A 26,845-nucleotide genomic window follows, 5' to 3' on the forward strand; every position below is an offset into this window, starting at 1 on the left:
GCTACACTTACCTCAAAGGACCAGTTCCGAGGTGTGTATCATGACGAAGATTGCCAAGATTACGTTATTGTTCGTGGTATTCGTGGATCTGATCGGACAAGGGCTGGTCTTTCCCATCATCAACTCTCTGATCATGGAAACAAAATCCGGGTTCTTGCCGGAAAGCACTTCTATGGGTCAGCGCCATTTCTACTATGGGCTGGTGATCGGGTGTTTCTTTCTGTCCTGGTTTTTGGGTGTGGTCTATGTATCAAAGGTCTCGGACTCCATCGGGCGCAAGAATGCTTTGTTGGTGTGTTTAGGTGGGGCGCTGGCCGGTTATGCAATCACCATCACGGCACTTTACCTCAACAGTTTGCTTCTGCTGATCGTTGGTCGGTCGATCACCGGCTTTACGGCGGGTAATCAGCCCATTGCGCAAGCGGCGATGATCGACGGCAGTACCGATGCCGCCGACCGTGACCGCAATATGGGGTATATCATCACCGGCGTAAGCTTTGGTCTGGTCGGCGGCCCGATTATCGGAGCTGTTCTGTCCGACGCAGCGATACTGGGTAGCTATGCCACGCTCAAGATGCCATTCTACGGCGCGTTTGTTCTGGTGATGATCGCCATCTTCCTGGTGAGCGTTTACTTCAAGGACACCCGAACCGAGCGGGCTGCGTTTGTCTTTCGCCCGCGCGATATCACCGACAGCCTGATCGCGGTGCGTGAACACCCGTTGGTTCTGAAAATCCTGCCCGTCTATGCGCTGTTCATGATTGCCAATGTCACGTTCTATGTATTCGTCGATAATTTCCTGACCAGCGCATGGGGCTACGGTGTGATCGGTGGCAGTATGGCAATGGTGGTCATCGGCTTTGCTTTGGCGTTTTCCAGCACATTCCTTGTGAAACCAGCGCAAGAGAGGTTCAGCAAACACTCCATCATCCACACCTCATTGGTGGTGATGGTGATCTGCGGTTTTGGCTTCGCCTTCAGCCCCAGCGGCGTCCTGAGCTATGTTCCGGTCTTCTTCTTCTATTTCTTCTTTGGCGTCGCCTACCCGACCCTGCTGGGTCTGTTTTCGTCCAGCGTTGGCGAAGCGGATCAGGGTTGGGTCATGGGCGTCACGACAGCAGTCTTCTGCCTTGCTGGTGGTGTCATGTCCCTGGTCGGCGGTGGATTGATGAGCATCGACATCCGCCTGCCCTATTACATCGTCATAGCAACCGCCCTGCTTGGGCTGGTCGGCATGTACCGGCGCTGGAAGGGGAAAGAAATCTCGGCGCTGTTGGCCTAGATCGCCTCAACCGTCAGATTGCCATTGGTATAGACGCAGATGTCCGCGGCAATCGCCATGGCTTCGCGTGCGACCTCTTCGGCGGGTTTATCGCCGCCCATCATTGCCCGCGCAGCGGCCAGGGCAAAGTTTCCACCCGATCCGATGGCGGCCACGTTGTGTTCGGGTTCCAGCACATCCCCCGCCCCGGTGATAACCAACAGGTCTTTGCCGTCGGTGACGATCAGCATTGCCTCAAGCTTTTGCAGGTACTTGTCGGTGCGCCAGTCCTTGGCCAGCTCGACCGAGGCACGGGCCAGTTGACCGGGTGTCGCTTCCAGTTTCGCCTCAAGCCGTTCCAGCAGCGTAAAAGCGTCAGCGGTCGATCCGGCAAACCCGGCGACAACTTCGAACCCACCCGGCGACAGACGACGCACTTTACGCGCGGTCCCCTTGATCACGGTCTGGCCCAGGCTGACCTGTCCGTCCCCGGCAATAACGACTTGCCCGCCTTTTTTGACACCAATGATCGTGGTCCCGTGCCATCCGGGAAAATCGCTGTCCGCCATGAAAGCCTCCGTATTCTCAGTCGCTATATATGGGCCGGGCGCGGGATCGGCGCAACCCGTTGCACAACTGCCCAAAAGATATGCACAAAACGCAAACCGGGGTTACCAGACCAGCAATTGTGAGTCCTCGCGCTTGGGACTACATGAGGCTCACAACCGACAACGGGTCGGCTGTTTCAGATATAAGGACTGGGAACATGGCAACAACTGCAAACATCCATGCCCCACTCGGAGCAGCTACCATCCTGCACGTAGTGGATGCATTCATCAATGTCTTCGAATCCGCTGTTGAGTGGAACGAAAGCCGCAAGACACGCAAGATCCTGTCGGGTCTGACCAACGCACAGCTGGAAGACATCGGTCTGGTGCGTGCGGACATCGCAAAAATCTGATCCTGCAATCAGAACCAGAATTTGAAGCAGCCGCCCGGGTATCCGAGCGGCTTTTTCTTTGTCAGCTTTGCACGTATTTACCAGCCTGATCCGGCAAATACGCCTCGATCGCGGCAGTGGCGATGACATGGCGCGTGCCAGCGGCGTCATCCACAACATCCAACCCACCCTTGACGGCCCGCACTTCGGCGCGGCCCCTTGGCAGATCGGCGGCGACCTTGTCACAGTCAACCTCATCAGGTTGTTGAACGGCGATGGTCACCCGAACCCGCATCTCCGTGTGATCGATTCCAAGCTTGGAAAACAGCGTGATCGACGAATGATGCAGCGCGTCCTGCACGGCGCGACAGGCGGCTTTGGTGTAATCCTGACCGTACAGATCGTTGCCGGTGCCCATTTCCAGAATAATACGCTTCTCGGTCATTGGGCGGGCTCCATATCGAACGAGACGATGACCGCCGCGTTGGCGATCACAGTGCGGCCATCGGTATGGGGCTTATCGATATCCAGACCACCCTGCGTTACTGTGATGTTAGGCTGGCCGTACGGAAAGATCGCCTTCAGCATATCGGTATCGACCTTGTCGGGCTGCTGCACACCCACGTCGGCGTCGATGATCATCGCCTCTTTCGGAAACCCGAACAGCTCGGCCATGTTCACCGAGTTATGCCACAGCGCATCCTTGATCGCCCGCAGGGCAGCCTCGGTATAATCCTCGCGCCTTAGGGATGTTCCCATCCCGAATTCCACCAGAACCCGTGTTTTCGCCATTTGCTTTCCCTGTATTGATGGCCCAATTGAGCCAGTCACAAAGAAGGGCGCCCGAATTCGGACGCCCTTGTTCAATACCGATCACATCGGATCAGATGGATTCGTCGATCCAGCTTTGCAGTGCGGCTTTGGGGGCCGCACCGGCGCGGTTCGACACAACCTGACCGTCCTTGAAGATGAACAGAGCAGGAATGCCACGCACACCCATGGCGGCAGCGGCGTTCGGGTTGCTGTCCACGTCTACCTTGGCAATTTTGATTTTGCCGCCGTATTCGTTGGCCAGTTCTTCCAGAGCGGGGCCGATTTGTTTACAGGGGCCACACCATTCGGCCCAGAAATCCACCACAACGGGGACATCAGAGTTTTTGACTTCGGCGTCAAAGGTATCGTCGGTAACGGCAACGGTCGACATATTCTGTCTCCTGAATGGGGTATCTCGGGAACAGAACGTAGGGGCCGGGCAATCCAAGGTCAAGATATCTGGGTGCGCGACAGGGCGTGCGTCACAAGATCGTGTGGCAGCCACATCAGATCTGCTTTTCTGGTCCATAGGATCGCGGTGCGGATTTCGTGGTTCGGATAGACCTGCGACAAGGCGTTGGCATACGCCCCCATCTGTCGCAAAAGCCCCTCAGGGCATGTCTCTGCACTGTTGGGAACCGTTGCATTTGTTTTGAAATCAATGACCTGAACCTCGGTATCCGTGACGATCAATCGGTCGATCACCCCGTGCATGCGGCGTCCGTTCAGGTCGGCTGTCACGGGCACCTCAGCCAAGGCGCCGGCGGCAAAGACAGGCCGAAGATGCGCCGCAGTCAAAACGTCGCATGCCTCATCCATCAGCTCTTGCCGTTCCGCGTCCTGCATATCGGGCAGAACCCGCGCGCAAAGCTGCGGCCAGTCTTCCCGCGTGACCGAAGGCAAGTGTTCCAGCAGCAGGTGCAATCGTGTGCCGCGCAACTTTGCCACTTCTTCGTCGTGACCTGCATCGCCGGGCAAAGCCTTGGCGCCGCCCAGATCTGAAGGGCTGAGCGTTTCCGCTTCGGGCTCTGGTGGTGTGGCGGGAGACAGGAACGGGGCTGGCAGGTCCGTCACGGCAGTTGAGGTCTTTGCGGATTCAATAATCGGCGATGCGTTCCAATCACCATGTGACAATCGCAGGGTTTCTGAGCCGGGCAGTGCCACCGCCCCTGCCCGTTCCATCGCGGCTTGAACCATCTGATACCAGCTGGTCCCATCCTTACCGACATCGCCGGCAGCCGCCACGATTAACCACTTTTCAGCTCGTGTTAGAGCCACATAAAGCAAGCGAAGCCGCTCATTTTCTTCCCGCGCTCGGGCTTCGTCGCGCGCACGCGCAACCAACGCCGGGGACGCGTCAGCCGGAACTTTCCAAAGCGGTGTTCCTTCGGCCACCATGATCTCGGCATCGCGCGGAGCTTGCCGTTTACCCGTATCCGGCAGGATCACAATCGGCGCCTCCAACCCCTTGGAGCCATGTACGGTCATCACTCGGATCATGTTGCCCACACCGCTCATCTGCCGTTTGATTTCCAGATCGTCGGTCTGCATCCACACCAGAAATCCGGTCAGGCTGGGGATATCTGTGCGTTCATAGGTCAGCGCCTGCGACAGCAACGCGTTGATCCCGTCTTCAGCCTCGGCGCCCAGCCTGCCTAGCAGTTTACGACGGCCATCATGGCGGGTCAGGATGCGTTCGATCAGGTCGTAGGGGCGCAGAAAGTCGATCTGCCCGCGCAGGTCGTTCAGAACGGCCAGTGTTTCAGGGTACTCTTCGGCGCGTTGACGCAGAGCCGCCCAAAGGAACTGTTCTTTGCGCCGATGTGCCAAGTCGAACAACTGTTGTTCGCCCCACCCGAACAGAGGCGATTTCAAAACCGTGGCAAGCGACAAACTATCCTCGGGCGTGGCCAGAAAGCTTAACAGCGCGGCCAGGTCTTTGACCGCCAATTCCGCGCCGACCTTAAGCCGGTCTGCCCCGGCGATCGGCAGTTCAGCGGCCTTGCAGGCGCGGATGATCTCGGCAAACAGGTCCGAACGGCGTTGAACGAGGATCAGAAAATCCCCCGGCTGAACTTTACGCCGCACAAACGCGCCGGGCGTTTCGCCATCCTCAGGGATTGTCTCACCCTGTTCGATCATTGCCTTTATCGACTGCGCCACCTTTTCGGCCAGAATGACGGTGTGATGCCGTGCGCCGGGCCGATCTACCGGATCGGTCCAGTCGGTATCGTCATCGTCTTCGACCTTTTCGACCACGGGCCACAGATCCACCCGGCCGGGCAGATCCGCCTTGAACGCGCGGTGTTGGCTTTCCTTATGAAACCCGGCCTCAACGCGGTTTTCGAACAGGATGTCGACCAAGGACAAGATCGCACTGGAGGATCGGAATGAGTATTCTAACGTGGAATCCCACAGTTTAGAGCCTGATTCCAAGAGTTTTCGCCCAAACTCGGCCTGCATCAGATCGAATGCCTGTGGATCAGCGCCCTGAAATGAATAGATTGACTGCTTCTTGTCACCGACCACAAAAATTGTGCGCTCAACCCCGGACCGGGCCCCTTCCCCGCTGGTAAATTCCTGCGCCAGTTTTTCGACCACGTCCCACTGGTCCGGGCTGGTATCCTGCGCCTCGTCCACCAGAATGTGGTCGATGCCGCCATCCAGTCGGTACAACACCCATTCGGCAACTGCGGGATCATTCAGCACCCGCCGCGCGCGTAGGATCAAGTCGTCAAAGTCCAACCACCCGCGCAGTTGCTTGCGCCGCTCATATTCCGGCAAAAACGCGGCAGCGAAGCGGTGCAGCACCATTGTCTTGCGCGCGGCAACCAGGGCCAGCCGTTGCTCACGCGCTGCCTCGACCCGCAGCATCAACGCTTCGAGTTGGGGCATCTGGTCCACCAGCACGTCTTCTCGCAGAGTTTTGGTGGGGAAACTGTTGATTTTGGCCGTAAAGGGTTCTTTGGCGGATTTTCCGGTCAGAAATACACTTTCCAGAATTGGCAAGCTGCTGACCCGAGCCTCGGAAAATGCTGCCAGCTTGTCGGCCGCCTTGGCGTTGTTGCCGCCGCTTTCGGAAAGCGCCGGCAGGATCGACCGGATCAATTCCACTTCGCCACCCAGAAACACACGTCCTTTCAAAGCGTCTTCATCGAATCCGTCGGCCAGTTCAAACCGCTGCAGCACATCGGCCCATTCCAGCGGCTGCGCAAACAGGTTGCGTTTCTGGGTGATGGCCGCGGTGAGTTTGTCGAACCCTGTATCGGTGACAAACCGGGCGACGTCTTCGATCAGATTCGCCTGCGGACCTGCGGCAAAATCCTCGACAACCTCTTCACGCAATAGGGCCGCCGCACGGTCCTCCATCTCGGAAAATTGCGGGCTGACCCCGGCCTCAAGAGGGAAGCGCCGCAGCAGTGAAGCGCAAAACGAGTGGATCGTCTGGATCTTCAAGCCACCAGGCGTTTCAATAGCGCGCGCAAACAAGGTTCTGGCCTGTGCCAGCCGTTCCGAGTCGATCTCGCCGGGTACGCCCAGATCGGTCAGTTGGGACATCAGACCGGCATCATCCTTCATTGCCCATTGTCCGAGGCGATCAAACAACCGGTTTTGCATCTCGCTGGCGGCAGCCTTGGTGTATGTCAGACAAAGGATATGCTGTGGCTGCACGCCGCCCAACAACAGACGCGCCACCCGATCAGTCAGAACCCGCGTTTTCCCCGAACCTGCATTGGCTGCCAACCAGGTCGAGGCGTCGGGCCGCGCGGCCTGTACCTGCCGCTCGGTTGCGTCGTTGCGGGCGCTCATGTCAGGTCCTCGGGCGTAGTGTCATCAGTGCGGTCCCATTCCCCGAACCGGGCCAGTTGATCGTAGTCACCCACATCCGAATCCTTGTGCAACATCCGACGGGAAGAAAACCCCTGATCAGGCTCTAAATAGGCAGAAACCAACTCTTTGAGCTCGGCCAGTACCTTGTCTGGCGGCTCTTTCGCTAGCGGTGCGGGTACTTCTTTGTAGGTGCCGCCCATACCGATGAAAACCGCCTCGGCCACGGGTGAAGGGTCGAACCCGTCGATACCGCCTTCTTCAGCCATAGCGGCTTCGATCAGCAACTGTTTGTCGAACTTGGATTGCTGGCTTTCCGTAGGGGGCGTTCCTGTCTTGTAGTCAACTATCCGTAATGCACCGCGCTTGTTGCGATCTATCCTGTCGGCGCGCCCCACGATGGTGAAATCCAGGGGCGACAGCACAAGTTTCACCGCCGCCTCGAAGGCGACTGGCCCCCCGTCCCCTCGCCGCGCGATTTCAGCGGCCAGAAAATCATCCGCGATGCGTTCCAACCGCGCAAGCCACAATTTACGCGCTGTGGGCCACGCAACATGTTGATCCAACAAGGTTTCCGCACGTTTTAAAAAGTTTTCGCGGGTCAACAAGGCGGTGTCCAGAACACTGTCTTTGATGAAATGTTCCAGAATTTCGTGGATCACGATCCCGCGCAACAAGGCATCCGGCGCTTGCACCAAAGGGTCCAGCGGTTTCAGGCGCAGCACATGTTTGGCGTAAATCGCATAAGGATCGCGGATCAGCCGTTTGATTTCCGTCACGCTCAACCGGTTTGGGCGCGATGCCACCGGCGGCCGCGGAGACGGGCGCGTTGCCGGTTCGATATGCGGCGCGATTTCAAGCTGTTCCGCCCATTGCAACCATTGCCGGCCTTTGTTGCGCATTTCTGACAATGCCTCAGGCCCGCCCTGCCCCGGCAAGCCGTGCAGCAAGTTCGTCAGGCGGTTCAGCCAGCGCGATGGAACGGTTTCTGCGTCATCGGACCGCTTGGCACGGGTCAGCCAGACCTCGGGCGCGCCGATGGCTTGTTGAAAGTCATGTGCCGACAAGCCGATCCGCCGTTCGGGCAGCAAAAGCCCGGCCTTGTCGCGCATCTGGCGGTTCAGCCAGGGGTCTGGCGCGGCGGCTTCGGGCCAGCTGCCTTCATTTAGGCCGCCCAAGATAAGCAATTCTGCCCCCTGCACGCGCGCCTCGAGCGTGCCCCAGATCATTATGTGTGGATGCGGGGCGTCGCGATCCCGGACCTCTTCGCCCGCGAGCAAAGCACCCAACAGGTCAGCAAAGTCATGGGCGGTCATCGGGCCGCCGTGCTGCGCCTCTTTTTCCAGTGCGCTCAGGACGCCTTGCGCCTTTTGGCCTGCGTTCTTGTCCCAGAGTGTGCCTGTTTCCCCAGACGCGCCGGCGGAAATCGCTTCGGCCAAGACGCGCAGCCTGGCAACCCAATCCGCCAATGGGAGTTGGCCCGCGATCTGTTGTTCGCAGAAATGGGCGTTTAGCCAACGCACCCAGTCCTCAGGCACTTCTTTGCGGATGGCAAAAGCGGTCAGGCTGACACTGTCCGGGAATGGCGGACCGTGTCGGCGCAAATCCAGCTCAAGGTCCCGGGTATGCAGCAAATGCGCGCCGCGCTCGCCGCCATCATGACACAGTGGATGTTTCAGAAGGGTCAGCAACGCCTCGCCATCCAGCCGCCGAGCAAAAAGCCCCGCCACGTGACGCAGAAACCGGCCGGGCGGCGATAATTGCAGCGGCAGACCAGCGCTGTCATCAGGAAGGATGTTCCAGCGATCCAAAGCAGCGCTGACTTGGCGGGTCAGCATCCGGTCAGGCGTGATTAGCGCGGCAGTTTGGCCGGTTTCAGCAGCCTCGCGCAGGCGCAGCGCGATGGCCAGCGCCTCGGATCTGGGCGATTGCGCCTCGACCAGTGTCACGTCCTTTGTGGCGCCATCCAGATCGGTCAGTTGCGGGCCTTCGGACATCCATGCATCAGTGATTGGCGCCGGGCGTAAAGCCAGCGAAACCAAGCGGTTGCGAGCAGGCGAGGGTGGTTGATCACCCGTCCAAGGCATGATTTGGTCTGGCTCCAAACCAAGCCGTGACATCAGCTTGCGGAACCGGTACTGCGGGTGATCTTCCGATGTCAGCGCATCGTCCAGTCCTCGCCAAACGCGGTCGGGCTGATCGAAATCGTAACCCGGCAGGATCAATGCGCCTTGCGGCAGGCGCGCGACCGCCTCCATCAGCATCAGGGTGGTTCCGCGTGACCCGGTTGACCCGGCAAGGATAACCGGATGCTGCGGCGGAGCGTCTTGCCAGCGTTCTATCAGGTTTTCCACCACAAGTCGTTGCCGCGCCTGAACATCCAGCGCGTCATGGCCCGAGTCGATGAAGTGATCAGCAATCCCAATGAACGCCTGCGCGCGAGCCCAGTGTCCGGACATATCACTGACATCCAATTGCCGGATCGCGTCGGGCGAAACGCCTTCGCCCTGCATCTCATCAATCAGCGCGGCTAGGCTGGCGGACAGGTCAAAAAGTGAAGACCGTGCAGCCAGATCAGGCTGTTGTTCCAACAGCTTAGCGATCAACTGCGTCAACTCCAACCTGCGCCGCAGAGGTGGAATCGCCGGAGGTATCTGCGCAAGATCGACGCTTTCCCCCAGATCGGTAACCAGTGACAGGTGCGGCAATAGGCAAGCCGGGCCATGATCAAACAGGTCGCGAACGCGCCGGGCCATACGCCTTGTATTGACTACCAGTTGAACGCGCGCCAGCATCTCGGGCGGATGCGCTGCACTGCGATCTTGCAGCCCTTGAACCAGCATTTTCGGGAAGTCCGAACCGGGTGGGACGGCAAAAACACGTGGAACTGGGCTGGGTTCAAACATTGGCAATCAGCCCCTCGGCGAGAGTAATCCCTTCGGGGTGGCCGACATCGCACCAGCGACCGGGGTAGGTGAGGGCAAACAGACGATCCTGCTGCTGCAACCGGTCCCATAGCACGTTAAGTGAGAACGCTTTCTCGGGGATATCCATCAACCCTTCGGATTTCATGATCTGCGCACCGCCATAGATCAAGCCTCCGCCACGCACGATCCGTCCGTTCTCATCTGCTGTGAAATCGCCTTTGCCCGTGTGCCCGACAGTCTGATCCACCGGTACACACATCAACAGCGCGTCCATGTGATCGGGATTCCACGCCTCGCGGAGCATCGTCAAAGGGTTCGGTCCTGACCAGATCGCGTCTGGGTTCAGGGTGTAAACCGGGTGCGATCCAAGCAGGGGCAAAGCGGCGCGTATGCCACCGCCGGTCTCAAGAATTTCCGACGTTTCATGGGAAAGCAGAACACCCTTTGGGGCCAGGTGTGCCTCAAGCTGATCTGGCAGGTAGTGCAGGTTGGCCACGATACGCTTGGGTTGCAGGTCATTCACCAGATCCAACGCGTGATCAATCAGAGGCCGGCCGGCGACCTCGATCAGTGGTTTGGGTCGATTTTGGGTCAACGCGCCCATACGGGTGCCAAACCCGGCTGCAAACAGCATGACGGCTTCGGGGTCTTGGGTCATTTTTGTCGAAGTCTGTCCAAATTTTCAGGGGTGGGCGCGGGCAGGGTGTCGCGCAGCAGATCGGCGATGGTTACCAGCGCGGGATGTTCCAGGTCTCGCATCAGATGGGCCCAAGTCGCCGGAATCAGATCGACATAGCTGGGCTTGCCATATTCGGTTGCCAGCCGGGCAAATACGCCAAGTATGCGCAGGTTTCGCTGTGCACCCAAAACGGCGTAGGCAGTGCGGAAGTCATGATCATTTACTCCGGTCGCGGCGATATAGCGATTCAGCATTTGCATCTCAGTTCCAAGTGACACATCGCGACGCACGTCCTGCAACAACGATACCAGGTCATAAGCCGGATGGCCCAGCATGGCGGTTTGAAAGTCCAACAGACCGGCGCGCTGAACCCCGTCGCGATCCGGCAACCAGATCAGGTTTTCGGCGTGGTAATCGCGCAGCACAACAACTTTGGATCCCGAAGTTTCCCGGTGCAGAATGTCCGAGAACCGGTTTTCGAAACGGTTACGCGCTTCGGTGTCGTGCATGCCCTGCACGGCCTGCGCGTATTTGGTAAAGGACAACGCGGCCAGCTCGGTCATCAAACTCGGATCATAGGATGGCAAAGACAGGCTTGACGCGTTGTGCAGGTCGATCAGAACATCCGTTGCAACCTCATAAAGCGCACGCTCCATGCTGGGGGTCTGCAAAAGCACGCGCGCGAAGAGGTCGTCGCCAAGGTCTTCGAGCAGCAGGAATCCGTAATGCGTGTCTTCGGCATAGATCTCAGGCGCGCTCAGGCCAAGGGACCGCAGGTATTCGGCCATGCGGGCAAAGTCTTTGACATTTTCCGCTTTGCCCGGAGGTGAATCCATCAACACGGCCGTCTTGCCGGTTTCCGGATCGGTCAGCCGCTCGTACCGCCGGTTCGAGGCATCCCCAGCAAGCGGCGCGTGCTTTGCATTTGACCATTTGGTCTGCGCGATCAACGCTTCGGCCAATACTGCGCGGTTTGTCATGCAGGAATCCTTAGTTTCACGGGCCATTTCGGGGCTGACCAGGAAAGAGTCAGATGGCGTGCTTCTGTCATGTTAGGGTCTGTTTCGAAGGATATCTTCACCGCAGACTCCGGTGTCAGCGGGCCCAATTTATCCGGCCATTCAATCAGGCAGATTGCGCTTTCAAAAGCCTCGGTCAGGCCCAGTTCCTCAACCTCTTCAACCGCGCTTAGGCGGTACAGGTCACAGTGCCAGATTTCCCCGGCCGGCGTGTCATAAGCCTGAACCAACGTGAAAGTCGGCGAAGGTACATCTTCGGGCTCGATCATCAGCGATTGGATCAGGCTGCGGGCAAAATGGGTCTTACCGCTGCCGATCTCGCCCTCAAGCAACAAGATGTCCCCGGGTCTCAGTTCTGCGCCGACACGGGCCGCGAATTCCGCTGTATCCTCGGGCGAATTCAAAGTGATCGTGCAGGGCGAATTGGTCATGGCGCCACAATGGCCTTGCGCCCGGTTGGCTGCAACCCGGTTCAGGCGCTGATTTGCTGCGCCTCTTGCCGCATCAGCGCATCCCGATCCACCGAGAAACGAACAATGGTGGCCCCGTTCTGCATCGGGCTGACCGTGCACAACACTTGAATACCGTTTCGCAGATAGATCACGCCTGACCATTCCGCGCGATTTTCCCGCGCCTCCACAAAATCGCGAATTTCGCCAAGGATCGGCGTTGCAGTGCAATTCTCCTGCCAGCTTTTGGTCACTTCAAGGACGGAGTCCGCGTCAAAGCCTGTGTCGCCTGTATCACCCCAAAGCTGTTGGTAGGCGAAATTGGTGAAAGCCAGTGTACCATCGTCACTGAAGACCGCGATGGCGTCGGCCAGTTTGTCCAGAATGGATTGCATCAAATCCATTTCTGACCGGAATCGACGGGTCAGAGTGATCTCGGCAGTGATGTCCTCGAACAGAAAAGCAACCGCTCCGTCCGGGTGCGGGCGTCCACTGACCGAGTAAACCGAGCCCGAGGGCAGGGACCAAGTTTCTTGATAGTTCCCGTCTTCTGCCGCTTCGAGAAGGTCATTCATCTGACTGCGCCAGCTTCTATAATTCTTGGGTTCCGGCATCATATGCTGATCCCGCAGGCGATCGAAAAAGCTGGACAGGCTGGGGCGGCAGCTTAGGAAATCCGGGGGCAGGGTGGTCAGGTCGATCAGGGCCGGGTTGAACAACGCCAGCTGACGGTTACGGTCAAAAATAGCTAGCCCGATGGACAGTTGCGCAAAGGTCTTGGTCATGGTCTGAACGAATTTGCGCTGCGCCATCTCCGCCTCGACGATTGCGTTAATGTCCACGGCATAAGACAAGTGCCCTTCAGGGTGATCTACCGACGTTAGATCGAACCACAGCTTGTTTTCACTGAACTCGGAGGAGATTGAGACCCGCGCCTTTGCGCTTAGCCGTTGGTCGGCATCGGGGACTGGAAACAATGGTGCGGTCAGGTCCGTGTCCTGATCCCGCACTTTGCGCACCAGCGAAACATAAGCGGCATTGCACCAGTGCACATCGCCCTGATGATCCAACAGCCAGACAGGGTAGGGTGCCTTTTCCATGGCAAGGCGGATTGGATCATTTGATGCGTTTTGAGGCATCGACAGACATTCAGTCCGGTCGCGTAATTGAACGCGTACGATGCCGTCTATCCATTCGCACAGAACATCGCGTTCAACTGTGCAATCGATGGCTGGGATGACCAAATTGCCTTCACGCCGGACCCGGTCAGGTGACTCGGGGAATGTCGGAAAGTCCCTGTGCAGCAGTCGGCACAGATCGGCCCAGTTGCGGACCTGCTCGAACCCCTCCAAAGCGATGTCTGAATGACTGATAAGCCGGTCGCCATCAAACAGGAAGGCAGCATCAAACAAAGAGGCAGGTGAGGACAGGCCAAAATTGTCACCCCGTTCCCGCCTGCGCGGTAACAGCCACTGCACGGCAAGACTTGCGGAAACAAGGCCGATGATGGCCAGAATGATCCAGTCGACCATGCGCCCTCCGGTGCGCGAAACCAAGAAACCGTACTATGCGCCTTAATGGTTAACGGGGTCTTAACTTTGTTCCCCAGGGACAGGTCAGGTTTGGAACCGTTGGTTTACACCTGAAGGCACAGGCGTATCACCGGTTTGCGCATCCACAAGATTACGCGGCCAGGTCACCTTGACGATCGCGCCCCGACGTTCGGGGTTATTCGACAAGCTTTGGTAAGGGTCCGATCCGTTGGCGAAATCCAGCTCGGCTCCGCTGCGTTCAAGCAGCGTTTTGGCAATGAAAAGACCCAGACCCATGCCTTCATATTCCGGACGGGTCCTTTTGTCGGTCTCACTGCGGCGGCGACGCATGAAGGGATCGCCGATCCGGCCGATCATCTGCGACGGATATCCACGACCGTCATCCATGATGCTGACGGTGATCTGTTTGGTGGACCATTCCGCCTCGACCCAGACATTCCCGCGCGAAAAATCCACCGCGTTCTGAATCAGGTTGCGCAGACCGTGAATGATCTCGGGCTTGCGCAGGATCGAGGGCTGCTGCACATCGCCATCCTCGGCCGGACCTTCGAAGAAATGAACGGTCTTGCCACGGTTGATATGCGGCTCGGCAGCTTCATGCACAACGGTCGAAAGCGGGGCTTGTCGCAAATGCAGGTCGTCTTTGCCGGCCCGGCCCATGTCTCGCAGGATATCGCGGCAGCGGTTCGCCTGCTCGCGGATCAGGGCGGCGTCCTCGATAAGGTCGGGCCGGTCGTCCAGCTCTTCCATCAGTTCGGAGCTGGCGAGTTTGATCGTCGCCAGAGGCGTGCCCAGCTCATGCGCGGCGGCAGCGACCACGCCGCCCAAATCGGTCAGTTTCTGTTCGCGCGCAAGCGCCATATGGGTGGCAGCCAGCGCTTCGGACATGGACTGCACCTCAGAGCTGACACGATGGGAATAGGCGCCCAGAAAGACGATTGCGATGACGATTGCCGCCCAGTTCCCGAACAGCAGAATATCTGGGATGTCCAGTTCTGCCCCCAGTGCGGTGCGCAAAGGCAGGTGGAATTCGGCCAGAAGCGTTGTCAGGGCAATGGCCACGCCGCCTATAATCAGCGTAGATCGGGTGCTCATGACGCTGGCGGAAATAGTGACAGGACCCACCAACAGCAGTGCAAAAGGGTTGTTCAAACCGCCGGTCAGGTACAGCAAAATAGTCAGCTGAAGCAAGTCGAACAGCACCATCAGGAAGTTCTCGAACTCGGACAGGCGCTTGTTGCGGGGAAACAGCAGAATTGCAGTCAGGTTCCCCATGACCGAGACGCCGATAGCCAGATAGCAAAGCGTCGCATCCAACTGGATGTCATAGGCCTGCTGCGCGACCGTGATCGCTGTGATCTGGCCGAAGATCGCCACCCAGCGCAACAGGATCAGGGTGCGCAGCCGAATCCAGCTGCTGCGTTCCTGACCGCGCCATAATGTGATGTTGGAATTTGCCATCGGTCGATTATGTCCTGTTGCATCGGCTGAACTTCTTGATAGGTGTCCCGGCCGAAACGATCAACAACCCCTCTTATGTCAGGATTGATGTCATGGTCCGTCTTTATGCCATCCTCGCAACCGTTGTTCTGGCTGTGGGCCTGGGGGCCATGTGGCTGCTGACGCGCGGTGCCGGATCAGACGACAAGTTCGCACAATGCCGGACCAGTCAGATCGCTGGCGGAACGGCGGCCATCGGCGGGCCGTTTGAGCTGCTCAACGGCAAGGGCGAAACAGTCACCGACACCGACGTGATCACCGAACCGACGCTGGTCTATTTCGGCTATACCTTTTGCCCCGACGTCTGCCCCTTCGACATGTCCCGCAATGCCGAGGCCGTGGACATTCTGGCCGAGCGTGGCCAGTCCGTGACACCCTTGTTCATCTCAATCGACCCTGACCGTGACACGACCGAGGTGGTAGCGGACTATGCCTTTAACCTGGGTGGCAAGACTATCGCGCTGACCGGCACGCCCGAGCGGGTCAAGGCAGCCAGCAAGGCCTACAAGACCTACTACAAGGCCCATGACAAAAGCGATGAGTACTATCTGGTCGACCATTCGACCTTTACCTATCTTGTCACACCCGAGGATGGGTTCATCGAATTCTTCAACCGCGATGACACCGCCGAGCAGATGGCCGACAAGGTTGGCTGTTTTCTCGACAAGATCTAGAAAGTGACGGGTTGTTTGACCTTTGGGATGGCGCTGCTATTACTCATGGTTAAGCCAAAGGCGTGAAATAGCGGAAAGAACAGAATATGGCGGACAGCTCTGACCTCGACATCGGCCCCGATAAAACCCTGCTTTTGGTGGACGATGACGAACCGTTTCTGAGACGTCTGGCCAAAGCAATGGAGAAACGCGGGTTCGAGGTTGAAACCGCAGGTTCCGTCGCCGCAGGCCGCGCCATTTCCACCGCCCGCCCGCCCGCCTATGCGGTCGTTGACCTGCGACTTGAAGATGGCAACGGTCTGGATGTGGTCGAAGTTCTGCGCGAAAAGCGCCCCGACAGCCGGGTTGTGGTCCTGACCGGATACGGTGCGATTGCCACCGCCGTTGCTGCAGTCAAGATCGGCGCCACGGATTACCTGTCGAAACCCGCCGACGCCACCGATATCACCAACGCGCTGCTGGCCAAGGGCGATGAACTGCCCCCACCACCAGAAAACCCCATGAGTGCGGACCGCGTCCGTTGGGAGCATATCCAGCGGGTCTATGAGCTGTGTGACCGGAACGTTTCCGAGACAGCTCGACGTCTGAATATGCATCGCCGGACGTTGCAGAGGATTTTGGCAAAGCGCAGCCCACGGTAGGAGCTTCACTACAAACCGAAAAACAGCAGAGCTACGCGGAACCCAAGATTTTCCACCACTTTTTCTTTGTGTTTTTTCTAGGGGGCGTGTTGCTTTCAGGTACCGGGTTTTTACTGGCGCAGGGGTCTCTCGTCCCATCAGATGCACCAATACACAAGGCCGATCTGAAGTATGAATGAGCTCCTCTGAACATCTTAGAGCGCTCATCTTTGTTTGGTTCCTGAGAAATTTTGTCCAAGAAATTCGAGTACGCGATAACCAATCCTTCGATTTCTGTCCCGAACATCACGGCACCGGCCCGCTGCGCCTTTTCTGGATCAGTGTAAAAGTAAGCGATGTTGTACATCGCGTTTGGATCAAACTCACCATTTGTGACTTCGTCGATCAATTCCCGTTAGTTTTGATAGACTTCTAGGGGCAACACAAATTGAGCTTCTGTTCCTTCGGGCTTCATTTTCAATTTACCTGTAATGCGTTTTCAACTGGGGTTATTCAGTGATGAAGTGCTTTGTTTCACAATAGTGGAAAGCTGTCACCTGTTCGTGACTTGCGCAGTCCGATCCAATCACCAAATCTTTGGCCACAAACTTCAAACAAAACAGGAACCCCCAAAATGATCGGATATGTGACCATCGGCGTTTCAGATATGGAGCGCGCTAAAAATTTTTACACGACACTGTTTGCCGACAAGGGCGCAAAAGTTGTGATCGACGCGGGTCGCATCGCCTTCATCGGAAATGACCCGTCGGCTCCGATGCTGGCCGTTTGCACACCCTACGATGGCGAAGCCTGCGCGACCGGCAACGGTGGAATGGTTGCTTTTGCAGCAGACTCCAAGGATGAGGCCAAAGCGCTTTACGAGAAGGCAATAAGCTTGGGAGCTACAGATGAAGGAGAACCCGGCCAGCGCGTCCCTGATCGGTTCTACGGTGCTTATGCTCGCGATCTGGACGGCAACAAGCTGTGTTTCTACGTCTTCGGTTAAAGCTGATTCAGCAGAACCTCATGCCGATCCATAAGCGCCCGCCTTAACTGAACAGGCGGGCGTACTCGATTGGCACCTTTTCCTTATGGCCTTGTAGTGGATTTTGACGAACCGCAAACCGCGATTGCACGCAATGAACTTGGGTGGATCTGAGCAGTAAACCGTTCAGAGGACTCTCATTTAGGTGGATTGCCAGAGTCCGGATAAATGAACCCGTTCACGGGGTACAAACTGCCATATTGACCCGGAAGGCTTTCGACCCGAACCAAGGTCCAGTCATTGTGCTTGGATACGTCTTTGACGCCCATTTTCAGGGACACCTTGTTGCGATGCCAGTTGGCGTGGTTCACGATGACTTCCCGATCGGTAACAACATCTGACACGACAGCCACATGGCCAAGCGGCATCCCGCGGGTTGCCCGAAACGACATCACCGCACCCACGACCGGCTCATTGCCGCGGCCAAAAGAACTGCGCGCCTTGCCCCACCAATCCTTTGCGTTGCCGCGAATTTCGATACCGCTGAGGCTGCGTGCGTAGGGAACACACCATACTCTTTGCCCCCGCGCCTGTTTTTGAGAGACCTCTCGCAACGCCATTGACTGACGTTCCGGATCAAGTTCCACATCGGTTGGGTTGTGCGAGCAGGCAGAAATCAGACTAAAGAGCCCAACCGCAAGCGCGGTTCGGGTTTTGCCGGACAAGCGCGGCCAGGTCGTATTCGTATTGCGTATGTCGTTGTTCAAGAAGCTTCACTGCCCGTTCGAAGACAAGCATGTTTTAGGGTGATCCGATGGGTTGTGAAAAGAGGCCTGCCAATACGCGGCAAGATTTTGCCGGTTCTCTGTTACATGATTGAAACACTGGTTGAGCTTTTAACTGTACCCATATCCTGAAGGTTGAGTACAGGCTTGCGCAGGCTTTTCCCTTGGGATGAGAACCGACAGTGGATGAGACCGGTATTTTATAGCGAGGATATCAACGCCTCATGCCGCGCCATAAACGCTTCTCGAACCTCAACCGGAGGTCTGAGCGTTATTTGCAAGCCCTCCATCACGGTCTGATCGGGCCGACCAAAGAACTTTGTCGCCTCATCCTCGGAAAACCCGGAAATCTGGGTCGCTTCCATCCATGCGCTGATCTTGTCGGCCTTCTTGATCTGCCGTTTCACCGTTTTCGGCACCTCGGCGGGTAATCCGAACCGGATATGAATCGCCGCCGCCAGACGGTCATCCAGCGCACCGTAATCCGGGCCAACGGCGGATTTGACGGGTGAGATCATGTCTCCGATCACATATTCCGGCGCGTCGTGTAACAACGCCACCAGTCGCCATTTCACCGGGGCTTTGGGTGCAATTCGGCCGAAAAGCTCTTCAACCAGAAGGGAGTGTTCGGCCACGGAATAGGCAAAATCACCTGCTGTCTGCCCGTTCCAGCGGGCCACAAAGGCCAGACCGTGCGCGATATCTTCAATCTCGATATCCACTGGCGTCGGGTCCAGCAAATCCAGCCTGCGACCGGAAAGCATTCTTTGCCAAGCTCTGGGTTGTGTTGCCATTCTGCCATGCCTTGTGAAGTAGGACACGTTAACTTCGCGCTTTTGTGCTATGATGTACCTGTCTGGATCACAGGCTGCCAACAATTTATTGAGCTTTCGTGCTTTGAACCTGCACGTTTTGATCCCGACATATGGACTGAGGGGGGTGTACTCCTTTCAGTTGTGCCCCTCTCGTACTGAAACGCGTATCGAAAGGAGCATGTTATGTTCAAACGTCTATTTGCTATAACCCTGACCTTCGGCATGGCCGCTACAGCGCCGCCCGCCTTCGCCAAAAGCTGTGCACAGCGCGAACATGTGATCGCCAAACTGCAGGACAGTTATTCAGAAGAACTGGTCTTTGGCGGATTGCAGAAAACGCGGGGCGCACGGGCTGTTATGGAGGTTTGGACCTCGAAGACAACCGGAAGCTATACGGTTCTGGTGACCCAGGCGAACGGCATTAGTTGTATTGTCGCCGTTGGCACAGATTTTTTTGAAGCGATACCAAAGATAGAGCTAAAGGGTGAACCAAGTTGATTTAGACGGACGGTTTATCCCCTTTCCGGCCATTCGCGTTGCCACCTGCCCCAAGTAATGCTAGGGGCTGCCCGGACTATGATTTACCGGAAATGGAGCACCTGATGGCCGGGGACTATATCGTTAAAGACATTTCATTGGCTGGGTTTGGCCGCAAAGAGCTGGACATCGCCGAAACCGAGATGCCGGGCCTGATGTCCCTGCGTTCAGAATATGGCGAAAGCAAACCTCTGGCGGGTGCCCGTATCGTCGGTTCGCTACACATGACCATCCAGACCGCTGTTCTGATCGAAACTCTGGTCGCGCTGGGCGCGGACGTGCGCTGGGCATCGTGCAACATCTTCTCGACCCAGGATCACGCGGCGGCAGCAATTGCCGAGGCAGGTATTCCTGTCTTCGCCATCAAAGGTCAGACACTGGAAGAGCACTGGGATTACCTGGACAAGTCCTTCCTGTTCGACGATGGCCCAAACATGATTCTGGACGATGGCGGCGACGCGACATTGTACATTCTGCTGGGCGCACGTGCCGAAGCGGGTGAGGATATCATCGCTGTTCCGACATCCGAAGAAGAAGAAGTCATCAAGGCGCAGATCGCCAAGCGCATGGCAGCATCCCCGGGCTGGTTCACCAAGATGCGCGACCAGATTCAGGGCGTGTCTGAGGAAACCACCACCGGCGTGAACCGCCTGTATCAACTGGTGAAAGACGGCCAACTGCCGTTCCCGGCGATCAACGTGAACGACTCGGTTACCAAGTCGAAATTCGACAACAAATACGGCTGCAAGGAATCGCTGGTCGACGGCATCCGCCGCGCCACTGACACCATGATGGCCGGCAAGGTTGCCGTGGTTTGCGGTTACGGTGACGTTGGAAAAGGCTCGGCCGCGTCGCTGCGCGGTGCTGGTGCCCGTGTGAAAGTGACCGAAGTTGACCCGATCTGCGCCCTGCAGGCCGCGATGGACGGTTTCGAAGTCACGCTGCTGGAAGACGAAGTCGCATCGGCCGACATCTTCATCACCACAACCGGCAATAAGGACGTGATCCGCATCGAGCATATGCGCGAGATGAAGGACATGGCCATCGTCGGCAACATCGGCCACTTTGACAACGAAATTCAGGTGGCCAGCCTGAAGAACCACAAATGGACCAACATCAAGGAACAGGTGGACATGATCGAACTGCCCTCGGGCAATCGCATCATCCTTCTGTCCGAAGGCCGTCTGCTGAACCTTGGTAATGCGACCGGTCACCCATCTTTCGTGATGTCAGCCTCGTTCACCAACCAGGTTCTGGCGCAGATCGAGCTGTTCACCAAAGGCGACCAGTATAACAACGACGTTTACATCCTGCCCAAGCATCTGGATGAGAAGGTCGCGCGTCTGCATCTGGATCGCATCGGCGTCAAGCTGACCCAGATGGACAACGAGCAGGCGTCTTACATTGGCGTGAAGCCCGAAGGCCCCTACAAGCCGGAACATTACCGTTATTGAGTGCGAAAGAACGCATGAGCAAACACTCCGGACGCCGCCGATTCCTGTTATCGGCGGCGTCTTTTGTTTTCAGTATCGCCGTTGTCGCCATCCTGTTCGGAGGGGGCGGATGGTGGTTGCTGGCGCACCCGGAAACACCGGTGCCAACGCATTGGAATCCCCTGCGAGAGCTGAAAGTCACCGCGCCAGTCACGCCAATCACCCGGTTTCAGCTTAATCGCACGCTAGCGAACGAAGTACAGTGTCGCGCCGCCTTGGCCGACGCCGGCGCGAACTTTGAGGCGATGGATGATCTGGTCGTGGATGAGAATTGCGGCATCACCGGGCGCGGCCTGTTGTCTGCGCTGGTGACGGCGGATGTAAATGCGGTCGAAACCAGTTGCGCGACCACTCTGCGGCTGGCCATGTGGGAACATCATGTCGTTCAACCCACTGCGAGAGATCTTTTGGGCACGCAGGTCAGCCGGTTGCGGCATGTGGGCAGTTACAATTGCCGCCAGATGCGCACCGCTCAGGGTCAGAGCAGTGGTTGGAGCAGCCATGCCAAGGCGGATTCCATTGATATTGTTGGTTTGCAATTTGCTGATGGGCGCAGTCTGACCTTGCTATCCGATTGGGGCGCCGAAGGACCTGAGGGTCAATTTTTGCGTCAGATCTGGCGCGGCGCATGTGATTGGTTTCGTGTGGTATTGGGTCCTGATTTCAATCACTTGCACGCGAACCACTTTCATCTGCAGGGTCCCGGTTGGGGTTATTGCCGATAGGTCACCTTGACGGGTATTTAACGCAGGGACGGAAAGAAATCTCCGCGTCCTTGTGGTGTGAAATCCAGAATATTCCACAGGGGCCACGCCGCATCCACGTGCCGCGGATGCCAGTCACTGGGTTCGAAGAACAGCTCGGAACTCCAGAAATGGCTTATGCCGTCCGCATCGCGCTGAAAGATGTTCAGGATCGGCAGTTGGCTTCCATCTTCGGCCTCGGCCAGATAGTCGCGTTGATAGTCTGTGCCCAATGCAGAATAAAGTGGTAGATCATCCCACGACATTTCCGCATTCAGCGCGGCCAGCCTTTCACAGGTGTTTTGCGCCACGACCGCAAAGGCGATTTTCTGCGATAAGTGGGCGATCTGTCCATTCAACCCGTCCAGAAAGGCAGAACACATCGGGCAAGGTGCCTCTGCATCCGGCCCGTACATAAGCGAGTATATAGCCAAGGTGTCATGTGATCCGAACAAAGACGACAGCGGTGTCGGCGCACCCCTGTCTGACCGGAATGCGTAGTCCCGTGGAACTGCCCCGCCTTTGGGCAAACCGCGGCGCAGCTTTGCAACATTTTCAATCTGAGCCCGCAGTTCGGCTTCAGCCGACAGCAAGGTGTTTCGAGCGGTTCTGTATTGCGAAGTTTCGTTGGGTAGCGACACAGACATTGTAGCCTCCTGGTTCTGGAACACGTAAAATATTTAACCTTATTGTTAAATAAAGGGTCATCAAAATCAAGCCTAAGGTCAGACCGGCAGCGTTTAGGGGGAATGCCGCTAATTTTTCCCTTTGTGCAAATTCCCGCTCCCGTTACCGTGTCTGCGGCGCTGGTATGGCCAAAAACGAGTTTCAACCGGGAGATAACCATGGGAAAACGCGACGACCTGATCGCTAAATATGCCGAGGACCTGAAGTCCAAATGCGGTATGGACGCAGATATGGATCTGCTGACCAAAGTCACAATCGGCTGTGGCCCTGCAATTTATGACGCCGACGCATCGACTGTCGCGGCAACTCAGGAAGGTGAGTTGGAAACGGTCAAGAACAACTTCCTCATCAAAAAGCTGGGCCTGTCGGACGGTCCGGAACTGATGGAAGCGATCAACAAGGCGCTGGAAACCTATGGCATGTCCGAGCGCAACAAATACCGCGCTGTCGTGTATTACATGCTGACCAAGCATTTCGGCAAAGAGGCTGTTTACGGCTGATCCCGCTACACCTTTTTTGCAGCGCCCGTCAGATCCCTGGCGGGCGTTTCCAATTTTAAGTACTTGCCGTTTGAACCGCGCCGCAAGGATCGGTTAGTGTCAGGACGTGACCAGGACGGTCAGAGCCAAAATTTCCATACGCGTGTGGTGAGTCGGGAGCGCGCGGGGTAGGGAAGGTTCTGCATCTGTCAGGGCCTTCCCTTTAATTTTGAATTAGGTGGCCTGCGTGCCGCCCAGATCGCAGATCACCTGCCATTCCGCCTCGCTGACCGGCTGAACAGACAGGCGAGAGTTTTTGACCAGCACCATTTCCCCCAAACGTTCGTCAGCCTTGATCTGGTCCAGCGTGACGGGGGTTGCAAACGGGCGAACGGCCTTGATGTCCACACATTCCCAACGCTCATCATCCGTGGTGCTGTCGGGGTGCACTTCAGCGCAGACCTCGACAATACCAACAATCGCCTTGTCCTTTTGCGAGTGGTAGAAGAACCCGCGATCGCCAACTGCCATCTGGCGCATGAAATTGCGCGCCTGATAGTTGCGCACGCCGTCCCATTCTTCGCCCGCATCCCCTTTGGCAACCTGCTGGTCCCATCCCCAGGTCGAAGGTTCTGATTTGAACAGCCAATACGCCATCAGCCTATGACCTTTTTCCACGCAATCAGGTCAACCGATTGGAACAACCCGGCTTTTGCATAAGGATCGTTGTCCGCCCAGTTTTGCGCTGCGGCCATGTCCTCGACCTCCAGAATGATCAACGAGCCGATCATTGCGTCGCCGTCCAGCAGCGGACCCGCCTGCGCAACGACACCCGTTTCCTCAATATAGGCCAGGTGGGCAGCGCGATTGTCCAGCCGGGTTTGCAGCGCGCCGTCTTTGTCACGGGCGATGAGAGCGATCAGCATATTATTCCTCCTTCAGGGGTCGGTTGAGCAGGGCTCGGATAGCTTCGGTCACACTGTAGGCGCCACTGCTAAGGTCCGCCACCGTTGTACTGATTGGCATGTCCAGCCCCTCAGCAGTGGCAATTTCCGTCATGGCCCGCGCGGTGGCGACCCCTTCAACGGTGGTGTGGGTATCGAACTGGATATTCCGACCCAACGACAGGCCAAAGCGATAGTTTCGGGACAGTTCAGACGAACAAGTCAGGACCAGATCCCCCAATCCAGACAATCCCATCAGAGTGTCAGGTCGCGCCCCGCGCATCAGCGCAAAGCGCTGCATTTCTGCAAACCCGCGTGTCATTAAAGCGGCGCGTGCGCTGTCGCCCAACCCGGCCCCGATTGCAGCGCCGCATCCGATGGCCATTACGTTCTTCAAGGCGCCGCCAAGTTCCGCCCCAATCATGTCGGTGGTTCGATAAAGGCGCAGGTTGGCAGTGGTCAGGTCGTGTTGCAGCGTCAGACTCAGCGAGTCATCTGCGCAGGCCAAGGTTAGCGCCGTTGGCAGTCCGCGTGCAATGTCGTCGGCAAAGCTGGGCCCGGTCAGCAGGGCGGGTCGCGCATCCGGGATCGTTTGCTGGATCACTGAAATCGGCCCAAGCCCGGACGATAGCTCGATACCCTTGCAGCACGCCACCAAGGTTTTTCCGGCCAGATCAGAGGCCTGCGCTTGCAAGGCATCGCGCAATTTTTGCATGGGGACAGCTATCAGCAGAACATCAGCCTTGGTCGCCTGATCGATGTTCGATGTCACCGTGATATCAGCAGGTAAAGCCACGCCAGGCAAACGCTGAGTGTTTTCACGTTCTGTCTGTATGTGCCGGGCCTGATCCGGATCCCGTGACCACAGCGTAACCGGCCCGTTCCCGGCCAGTGAAATGGCCAGGCTCGTGCCGAATGCGCCAGATCCCAGAACCGAAACGCTCATGCCTTGGCGCCTTTCTTGCCGCCGCCCAAAATCGCGGGGCTGGTTTTATCCAGCGGCCAGCGTGGACGGGCCGTCAGGTCCAGCCCGTCGCGTGCGCCCATGCGAAACCGTTCCATCCCGGCATAGGCGATCATGGCGGCATTGTCGGTGCAAAGGTTGAGTGGTGGTGCGGTAAAGCGCGCGCCTTTTTCTGCGCAAACAGTCTCTAATGCGGACCGAATGGCGGTATTGGCGGCCACACCACCTGCGACGGCAATAACCGGCTCTGTAGGGTTTTCCTCAAGATACCTGTCAATCGCACGGCGGGTTTTCTCGGCCAGAGTATCGACGATGGCTTGCTGAAATCCGGCACACAGATCAGCGCGGTCCTGACGGGTCAGGCCGCCCTTTTCGGCAACAATCTGATCCCGCATCCGCATCAACGCGGTTTTCAGCCCCGAAAAGGAGAGATCACATCCCGGCCGATCCAGCAGAGGTCGGGGAAACCGGAAACGCTTGGGATCGCCAGAACGTGCTTCGGCCTCCACAGAGGGACCGCCGGGTTGCGACAGGCCCAGCAGGCGGGCGGTTTTGTCGAACGCCTCGCCGGGGGCATCGTCGATTGTGCCGCCAAGGCGGGTAAATTGCTCGGGCCCGTGCGCGATAAGGTACTGGCAATGCCCGCCTGAAACCAGCAGCATCAGGTAGGGAAAGGCGATGCCATCCGTTAATCGGGGCGTCAGCGCATGACCCGCCAGATGGTTTACGCCGATCAGGGGAAGCCCGGTCGCGGCACTCAGCCCCTTGGCGCACATGACGCCGGACATGACCCCGCCGATCAGGCCGGGACCCGCAGTGACGGCGATCGCATCCATATCTGCCAGTGTCAGTCCTGCGACCTCCAATGCCTGCACCACGCAAATGTCCAGCTTTTCGGCATGGGCCCGCGCGGCGATTTCCGGCACGACCCCGCCGAATGCGCTGTGCAGTTCCGTCTGGCCGTGAACGATAGAGGACAGAACTTCGGCACCCGCACCATCGGATTGGCGCACGACAGCGGCGGCCGTGTCATCACAGCTGCTTTCCAATCCAAGAACGGTAAGTGTTTGCACCATAGGCCTGATCCGTTGCATCATGACACCCAAGCGGGGTATCACCCTGCGCGGACGCAAACAATCCCAAGGCCGAAGGCCCCGCCATTGTATTTGTTGATGACCCGCCCTCGCGCCGCCTCTGAAAGGTTTGTTGCGCAGTTGCCGACCCGCGTCAGGTCACGGATAGACGTCATCTATTCTCCAATCCTGGAAATCCGACCCCTGAGGGTTGCGGTCGAAACGGGCGGAATTCGCGGATTGATCTTTACTTCGGCCAATTCGGTCAATGCCGCCGCTTCGCTTGGCGTCAAACCCAATCTGCCCGCCTATTGTGTTGGTCCGGCGACCACTGGAACCGCCAAAGGTGCCGGATGGGATGCAATGATGGTAGGCAATACCGCCGAAGAACTGGTGGCCTACCTGTTGAAGCAGCGGCCTGAAAGCCCGTTGCTGCATCTCAGGGGTGAACATACGCGGGGAAATGTTGCCAGACGCCTGACCGAATCGGGGCTGACAGTTCGCGATCAGATTGTCTATCAACAGCGCCTGTTACCGCTGACATCCGAAGCGGCTGCGGCCACATCCGGTGTCAGACCTGTGCTCGCGCCGCTGTTTTCGCCCCGAACGGCGCGACAATTTGCCGAAATCTGGACCGGAACCGCGCCCTTGTGGCTGGTTTCCATCAGCGAAGCCACGGCCGAGCCCCTTTATTCCTTGGACTATGAGCGCCTAAAGATCGCCAAAGAGCCGACACCCAAGAAAATGCGGAAAGCCGTGAAAAAGCTTGTCAAACACGCGATGCGGGTTGAGCGTGGAGAGACCACTGATTAACTTAGACCGGTCTGTTATTCATATGAAATTGGATTCGATAAGGGGAACGTCGCGGTGGCTCGTAAGAAAAAGACCGATCAAAAGCCGGTGGAAGACCCCAAGTCGGACGAAACGGTTGAATTCACCTCGCAGCGTGATGAGACAGTCGTTGACGCGGATGAGCCGCTAGAAGAGACCCTTTCCGAAGCCGAAGCCGAAGCCGAAGCCGAAGCCGAAGCCGAAGCCGAAGCCGAAGCCGAAGCCGAAGCCGAAGCCGAAGCCGAA

29 protein-coding genes and 1 pseudogene are annotated in these 26,845 nt (G+C 57.5%); 11 read left to right on the forward strand and 19 right to left on the reverse strand.

Going from position 1 to position 26,845, the window contains the following annotated elements:
- Positions 1-40: 40 nt before the first annotated feature.
- Entirely contained in the window at positions 41-1,282 is a 1,242-nt protein-coding gene (locus AC2FJF_RS16165; protein ID WP_109313825.1) for an MFS transporter, read from the forward strand.
- On the opposite strand, the gene hslV is transcribed toward AC2FJF_RS16165, so the two are convergent.
- Entirely contained in the window at positions 1,279-1,830 is a 552-nt protein-coding gene (hslV, locus tag AC2FJF_RS16170) for an ATP-dependent protease subunit HslV (RefSeq protein ID WP_496726294.1), read from the reverse strand. The two genes, AC2FJF_RS16165 and hslV, sit on opposite strands and share 4 nt — an antisense overlap.
- Before the next feature lie 197 nt (positions 1,831-2,027).
- Between hslV and AC2FJF_RS16175 the strand changes: the two genes are divergently transcribed.
- Positions 2,028-2,222: a DUF1127 domain-containing protein gene (locus AC2FJF_RS16175; RefSeq protein ID WP_109313874.1), complete on the forward strand. Its 195-nt coding sequence runs from the start codon at positions 2,028-2,030 to the stop codon at positions 2,220-2,222.
- A gap of 61 nt (positions 2,223-2,283) precedes the next feature.
- Here the strand turns inward: AC2FJF_RS16175 and AC2FJF_RS16180 are convergent, their stop codons facing one another.
- From AC2FJF_RS16180 to regB, 10 genes are all read right to left on the reverse strand, one after another.
- Positions 2,284-2,646 (reverse strand): Lin0512 family protein, encoded by a 363-nt coding sequence (locus AC2FJF_RS16180; RefSeq protein ID WP_496726295.1) that lies wholly within the window; start codon positions 2,644-2,646, stop codon positions 2,284-2,286.
- Entirely contained in the window at positions 2,643-2,993 is a 351-nt protein-coding gene (locus AC2FJF_RS16185) for a Lin0512 family protein (protein ID WP_496726296.1), read from the reverse strand. Before AC2FJF_RS16185 ends, AC2FJF_RS16180 begins: the two co-directional genes overlap by 4 nt.
- A 91-nt stretch (positions 2,994-3,084) precedes the next feature.
- Positions 3,085-3,405 carry a thioredoxin gene (gene trxA, locus AC2FJF_RS16190; RefSeq protein WP_058275159.1) on the reverse strand — a complete coding sequence of 107 codons (321 nt, stop codon included), beginning with the start codon at positions 3,403-3,405 and terminating at the stop codon, positions 3,085-3,087.
- Between the two features lie 59 nt (positions 3,406-3,464).
- Positions 3,465-6,824: a double-strand break repair helicase AddA gene (addA, locus tag AC2FJF_RS16195; protein WP_496726297.1), complete on the reverse strand. Its 3,360-nt coding sequence runs from the start codon at positions 6,822-6,824 to the stop codon at positions 3,465-3,467.
- Positions 6,821-9,748 (reverse strand): double-strand break repair protein AddB, encoded by a 2,928-nt coding sequence (gene addB, locus AC2FJF_RS16200; protein ID WP_496726298.1) that lies wholly within the window; start codon positions 9,746-9,748, stop codon positions 6,821-6,823. Before addB ends, addA begins: the two co-directional genes overlap by 4 nt.
- Positions 9,741-10,427, reverse strand: a complete 687-nt coding sequence (locus AC2FJF_RS16205) for a nucleotidyltransferase family protein (RefSeq protein WP_496726299.1) — start codon at positions 10,425-10,427, stop codon at positions 9,741-9,743. Before AC2FJF_RS16205 ends, addB begins: the two co-directional genes overlap by 8 nt.
- Positions 10,424-11,428 (reverse strand): aminoglycoside phosphotransferase family protein, encoded by a 1,005-nt coding sequence (locus AC2FJF_RS16210; protein ID WP_496726300.1) that lies wholly within the window; start codon positions 11,426-11,428, stop codon positions 10,424-10,426. Before AC2FJF_RS16210 ends, AC2FJF_RS16205 begins: the two co-directional genes overlap by 4 nt.
- Positions 11,425-11,898 (reverse strand): tRNA (adenosine(37)-N6)-threonylcarbamoyltransferase complex ATPase subunit type 1 TsaE, encoded by a 474-nt coding sequence (gene tsaE, locus AC2FJF_RS16215; protein ID WP_496726302.1) that lies wholly within the window; start codon positions 11,896-11,898, stop codon positions 11,425-11,427. Before tsaE ends, AC2FJF_RS16210 begins: the two co-directional genes overlap by 4 nt.
- A gap of 41 nt (positions 11,899-11,939) precedes the next feature.
- Positions 11,940-13,448 carry a PAS-domain containing protein gene (locus tag AC2FJF_RS16220; RefSeq protein ID WP_496726303.1) on the reverse strand — a complete coding sequence of 503 codons (1,509 nt, stop codon included), beginning with the start codon at positions 13,446-13,448 and terminating at the stop codon, positions 11,940-11,942.
- A gap of 84 nt (positions 13,449-13,532) precedes the next feature.
- Complete coding sequence (regB, locus tag AC2FJF_RS16225; protein WP_496726304.1) at positions 13,533-14,930, reverse strand: sensor histidine kinase RegB; 1,398 nt, start codon at positions 14,928-14,930, stop codon at positions 13,533-13,535.
- 92 nt (positions 14,931-15,022) lie between these two features.
- Between regB and AC2FJF_RS16230 the strand changes: the two genes are divergently transcribed.
- Entirely contained in the window at positions 15,023-15,643 is a 621-nt protein-coding gene (locus AC2FJF_RS16230; protein WP_496726318.1) for an SCO family protein, read from the forward strand.
- Positions 15,644-15,729: 86 nt separating this feature from the next.
- The gene (locus tag AC2FJF_RS16235) at positions 15,730-16,284 is read left to right on the forward strand and encodes an ActR/PrrA/RegA family redox response regulator transcription factor (protein ID WP_058275167.1); all 555 of its coding nucleotides are present in this window, start codon (positions 15,730-15,732) and stop codon (positions 16,282-16,284) included.
- Positions 16,285-16,315: 31 nt separating this feature from the next.
- Here the strand turns inward: AC2FJF_RS16235 and AC2FJF_RS16240 are convergent, their stop codons facing one another.
- On the reverse strand, positions 16,316-16,672 hold the full coding sequence (locus AC2FJF_RS16240; protein ID WP_496726305.1) for a hypothetical protein: 357 nt from the start codon (positions 16,670-16,672) through the stop codon (positions 16,316-16,318).
- 225 nt (positions 16,673-16,897) lie between these two features.
- Between AC2FJF_RS16240 and AC2FJF_RS16245 the strand changes: the two genes are divergently transcribed.
- Entirely contained in the window at positions 16,898-17,269 is a 372-nt protein-coding gene (locus AC2FJF_RS16245) for a VOC family protein (RefSeq protein ID WP_496726306.1), read from the forward strand.
- 176 nt (positions 17,270-17,445) lie between these two features.
- Here the strand turns inward: AC2FJF_RS16245 and AC2FJF_RS16250 are convergent, their stop codons facing one another.
- Positions 17,446-17,973, reverse strand: coding sequence for a CHAP domain-containing protein (locus AC2FJF_RS16250; protein WP_496726319.1), 528 nt, complete (start codon positions 17,971-17,973; stop codon positions 17,446-17,448).
- 260 nt (positions 17,974-18,233) lie between these two features.
- Entirely contained in the window at positions 18,234-18,827 is a 594-nt protein-coding gene (locus AC2FJF_RS16255) for an HD domain-containing protein (RefSeq protein WP_496726307.1), read from the reverse strand.
- A 204-nt stretch (positions 18,828-19,031) separates the two neighbouring features.
- On the opposite strand from AC2FJF_RS16255, the gene AC2FJF_RS16260 reads away from it, so the two are divergent.
- From AC2FJF_RS16260 to AC2FJF_RS16270, 3 genes are all read left to right on the forward strand, one after another.
- Positions 19,032-19,346, forward strand: coding sequence for a hypothetical protein (locus tag AC2FJF_RS16260; protein WP_282170565.1), 315 nt, complete (start codon positions 19,032-19,034; stop codon positions 19,344-19,346).
- Positions 19,347-19,450: 104 nt separating this feature from the next.
- A complete protein-coding gene (gene ahcY, locus AC2FJF_RS16265) occupies positions 19,451-20,839 on the forward strand; it encodes an adenosylhomocysteinase (RefSeq protein ID WP_496726308.1) in 1,389 nt (462 codons plus the stop codon).
- Positions 20,840-20,853: 14 nt separating this feature from the next.
- Entirely contained in the window at positions 20,854-21,603 is a 750-nt protein-coding gene (locus tag AC2FJF_RS16270; RefSeq protein WP_496726309.1) for an extensin-like domain-containing protein, read from the forward strand.
- A gap of 17 nt (positions 21,604-21,620) precedes the next feature.
- On the opposite strand, the gene AC2FJF_RS16275 is transcribed toward AC2FJF_RS16270, so the two are convergent.
- Positions 21,621-22,268: a DUF899 family protein gene (locus tag AC2FJF_RS16275; protein ID WP_496726310.1), complete on the reverse strand. Its 648-nt coding sequence runs from the start codon at positions 22,266-22,268 to the stop codon at positions 21,621-21,623.
- A 198-nt stretch (positions 22,269-22,466) separates the two neighbouring features.
- Here AC2FJF_RS16275 and AC2FJF_RS16280 point away from each other — a divergent pair, with 198 nt between their 5' ends.
- The gene (locus AC2FJF_RS16280) at positions 22,467-22,808 is read left to right on the forward strand and encodes a DUF2853 family protein (protein WP_282153670.1); all 342 of its coding nucleotides are present in this window, start codon (positions 22,467-22,469) and stop codon (positions 22,806-22,808) included.
- 213 nt (positions 22,809-23,021) lie between these two features.
- Here the strand turns inward: AC2FJF_RS16280 and AC2FJF_RS16285 are convergent, their stop codons facing one another.
- The 4 genes from AC2FJF_RS16285 to tsaD are packed head-to-tail and all read right to left on the reverse strand — an operon-like array spanning position 23,022 to position 25,771.
- A complete protein-coding gene (locus AC2FJF_RS16285; RefSeq protein WP_496726311.1) occupies positions 23,022-23,444 on the reverse strand; it encodes an EVE domain-containing protein in 423 nt (140 codons plus the stop codon).
- Positions 23,444-23,713 carry a YciI family protein gene (locus AC2FJF_RS16290; RefSeq protein ID WP_058275177.1) on the reverse strand — a complete coding sequence of 90 codons (270 nt, stop codon included), beginning with the start codon at positions 23,711-23,713 and terminating at the stop codon, positions 23,444-23,446. Before AC2FJF_RS16290 ends, AC2FJF_RS16285 begins: the two co-directional genes overlap by 1 nt.
- 1 nt (position 23,714) lies before the next feature.
- On the reverse strand, positions 23,715-24,677 hold the full coding sequence (locus tag AC2FJF_RS16295; protein WP_472722472.1) for an NAD(P)H-dependent glycerol-3-phosphate dehydrogenase: 963 nt from the start codon (positions 24,675-24,677) through the stop codon (positions 23,715-23,717).
- Positions 24,674-25,771 carry a tRNA (adenosine(37)-N6)-threonylcarbamoyltransferase complex transferase subunit TsaD gene (tsaD, locus tag AC2FJF_RS16300; protein WP_496726312.1) on the reverse strand — a complete coding sequence of 366 codons (1,098 nt, stop codon included), beginning with the start codon at positions 25,769-25,771 and terminating at the stop codon, positions 24,674-24,676. The genes AC2FJF_RS16295 and tsaD overlap by 4 nt, the downstream gene beginning before the upstream one ends.
- A gap of 96 nt (positions 25,772-25,867) precedes the next feature.
- On the opposite strand from tsaD, the gene AC2FJF_RS16305 reads away from it, so the two are divergent.
- Both AC2FJF_RS16305 and AC2FJF_RS16310 read left to right on the forward strand, forming a co-directional pair.
- Positions 25,868-26,581 carry a uroporphyrinogen-III synthase gene (locus AC2FJF_RS16305; RefSeq protein ID WP_496726313.1) on the forward strand — a complete coding sequence of 238 codons (714 nt, stop codon included), beginning with the start codon at positions 25,868-25,870 and terminating at the stop codon, positions 26,579-26,581.
- Between the two features lie 54 nt (positions 26,582-26,635).
- Positions 26,636-26,845: pseudogene (locus tag AC2FJF_RS16310) on the forward strand (hypothetical protein); the annotation flags it as partial.

This window comes from Ruegeria sp. CDSB013 (assembly GCF_059611165.1).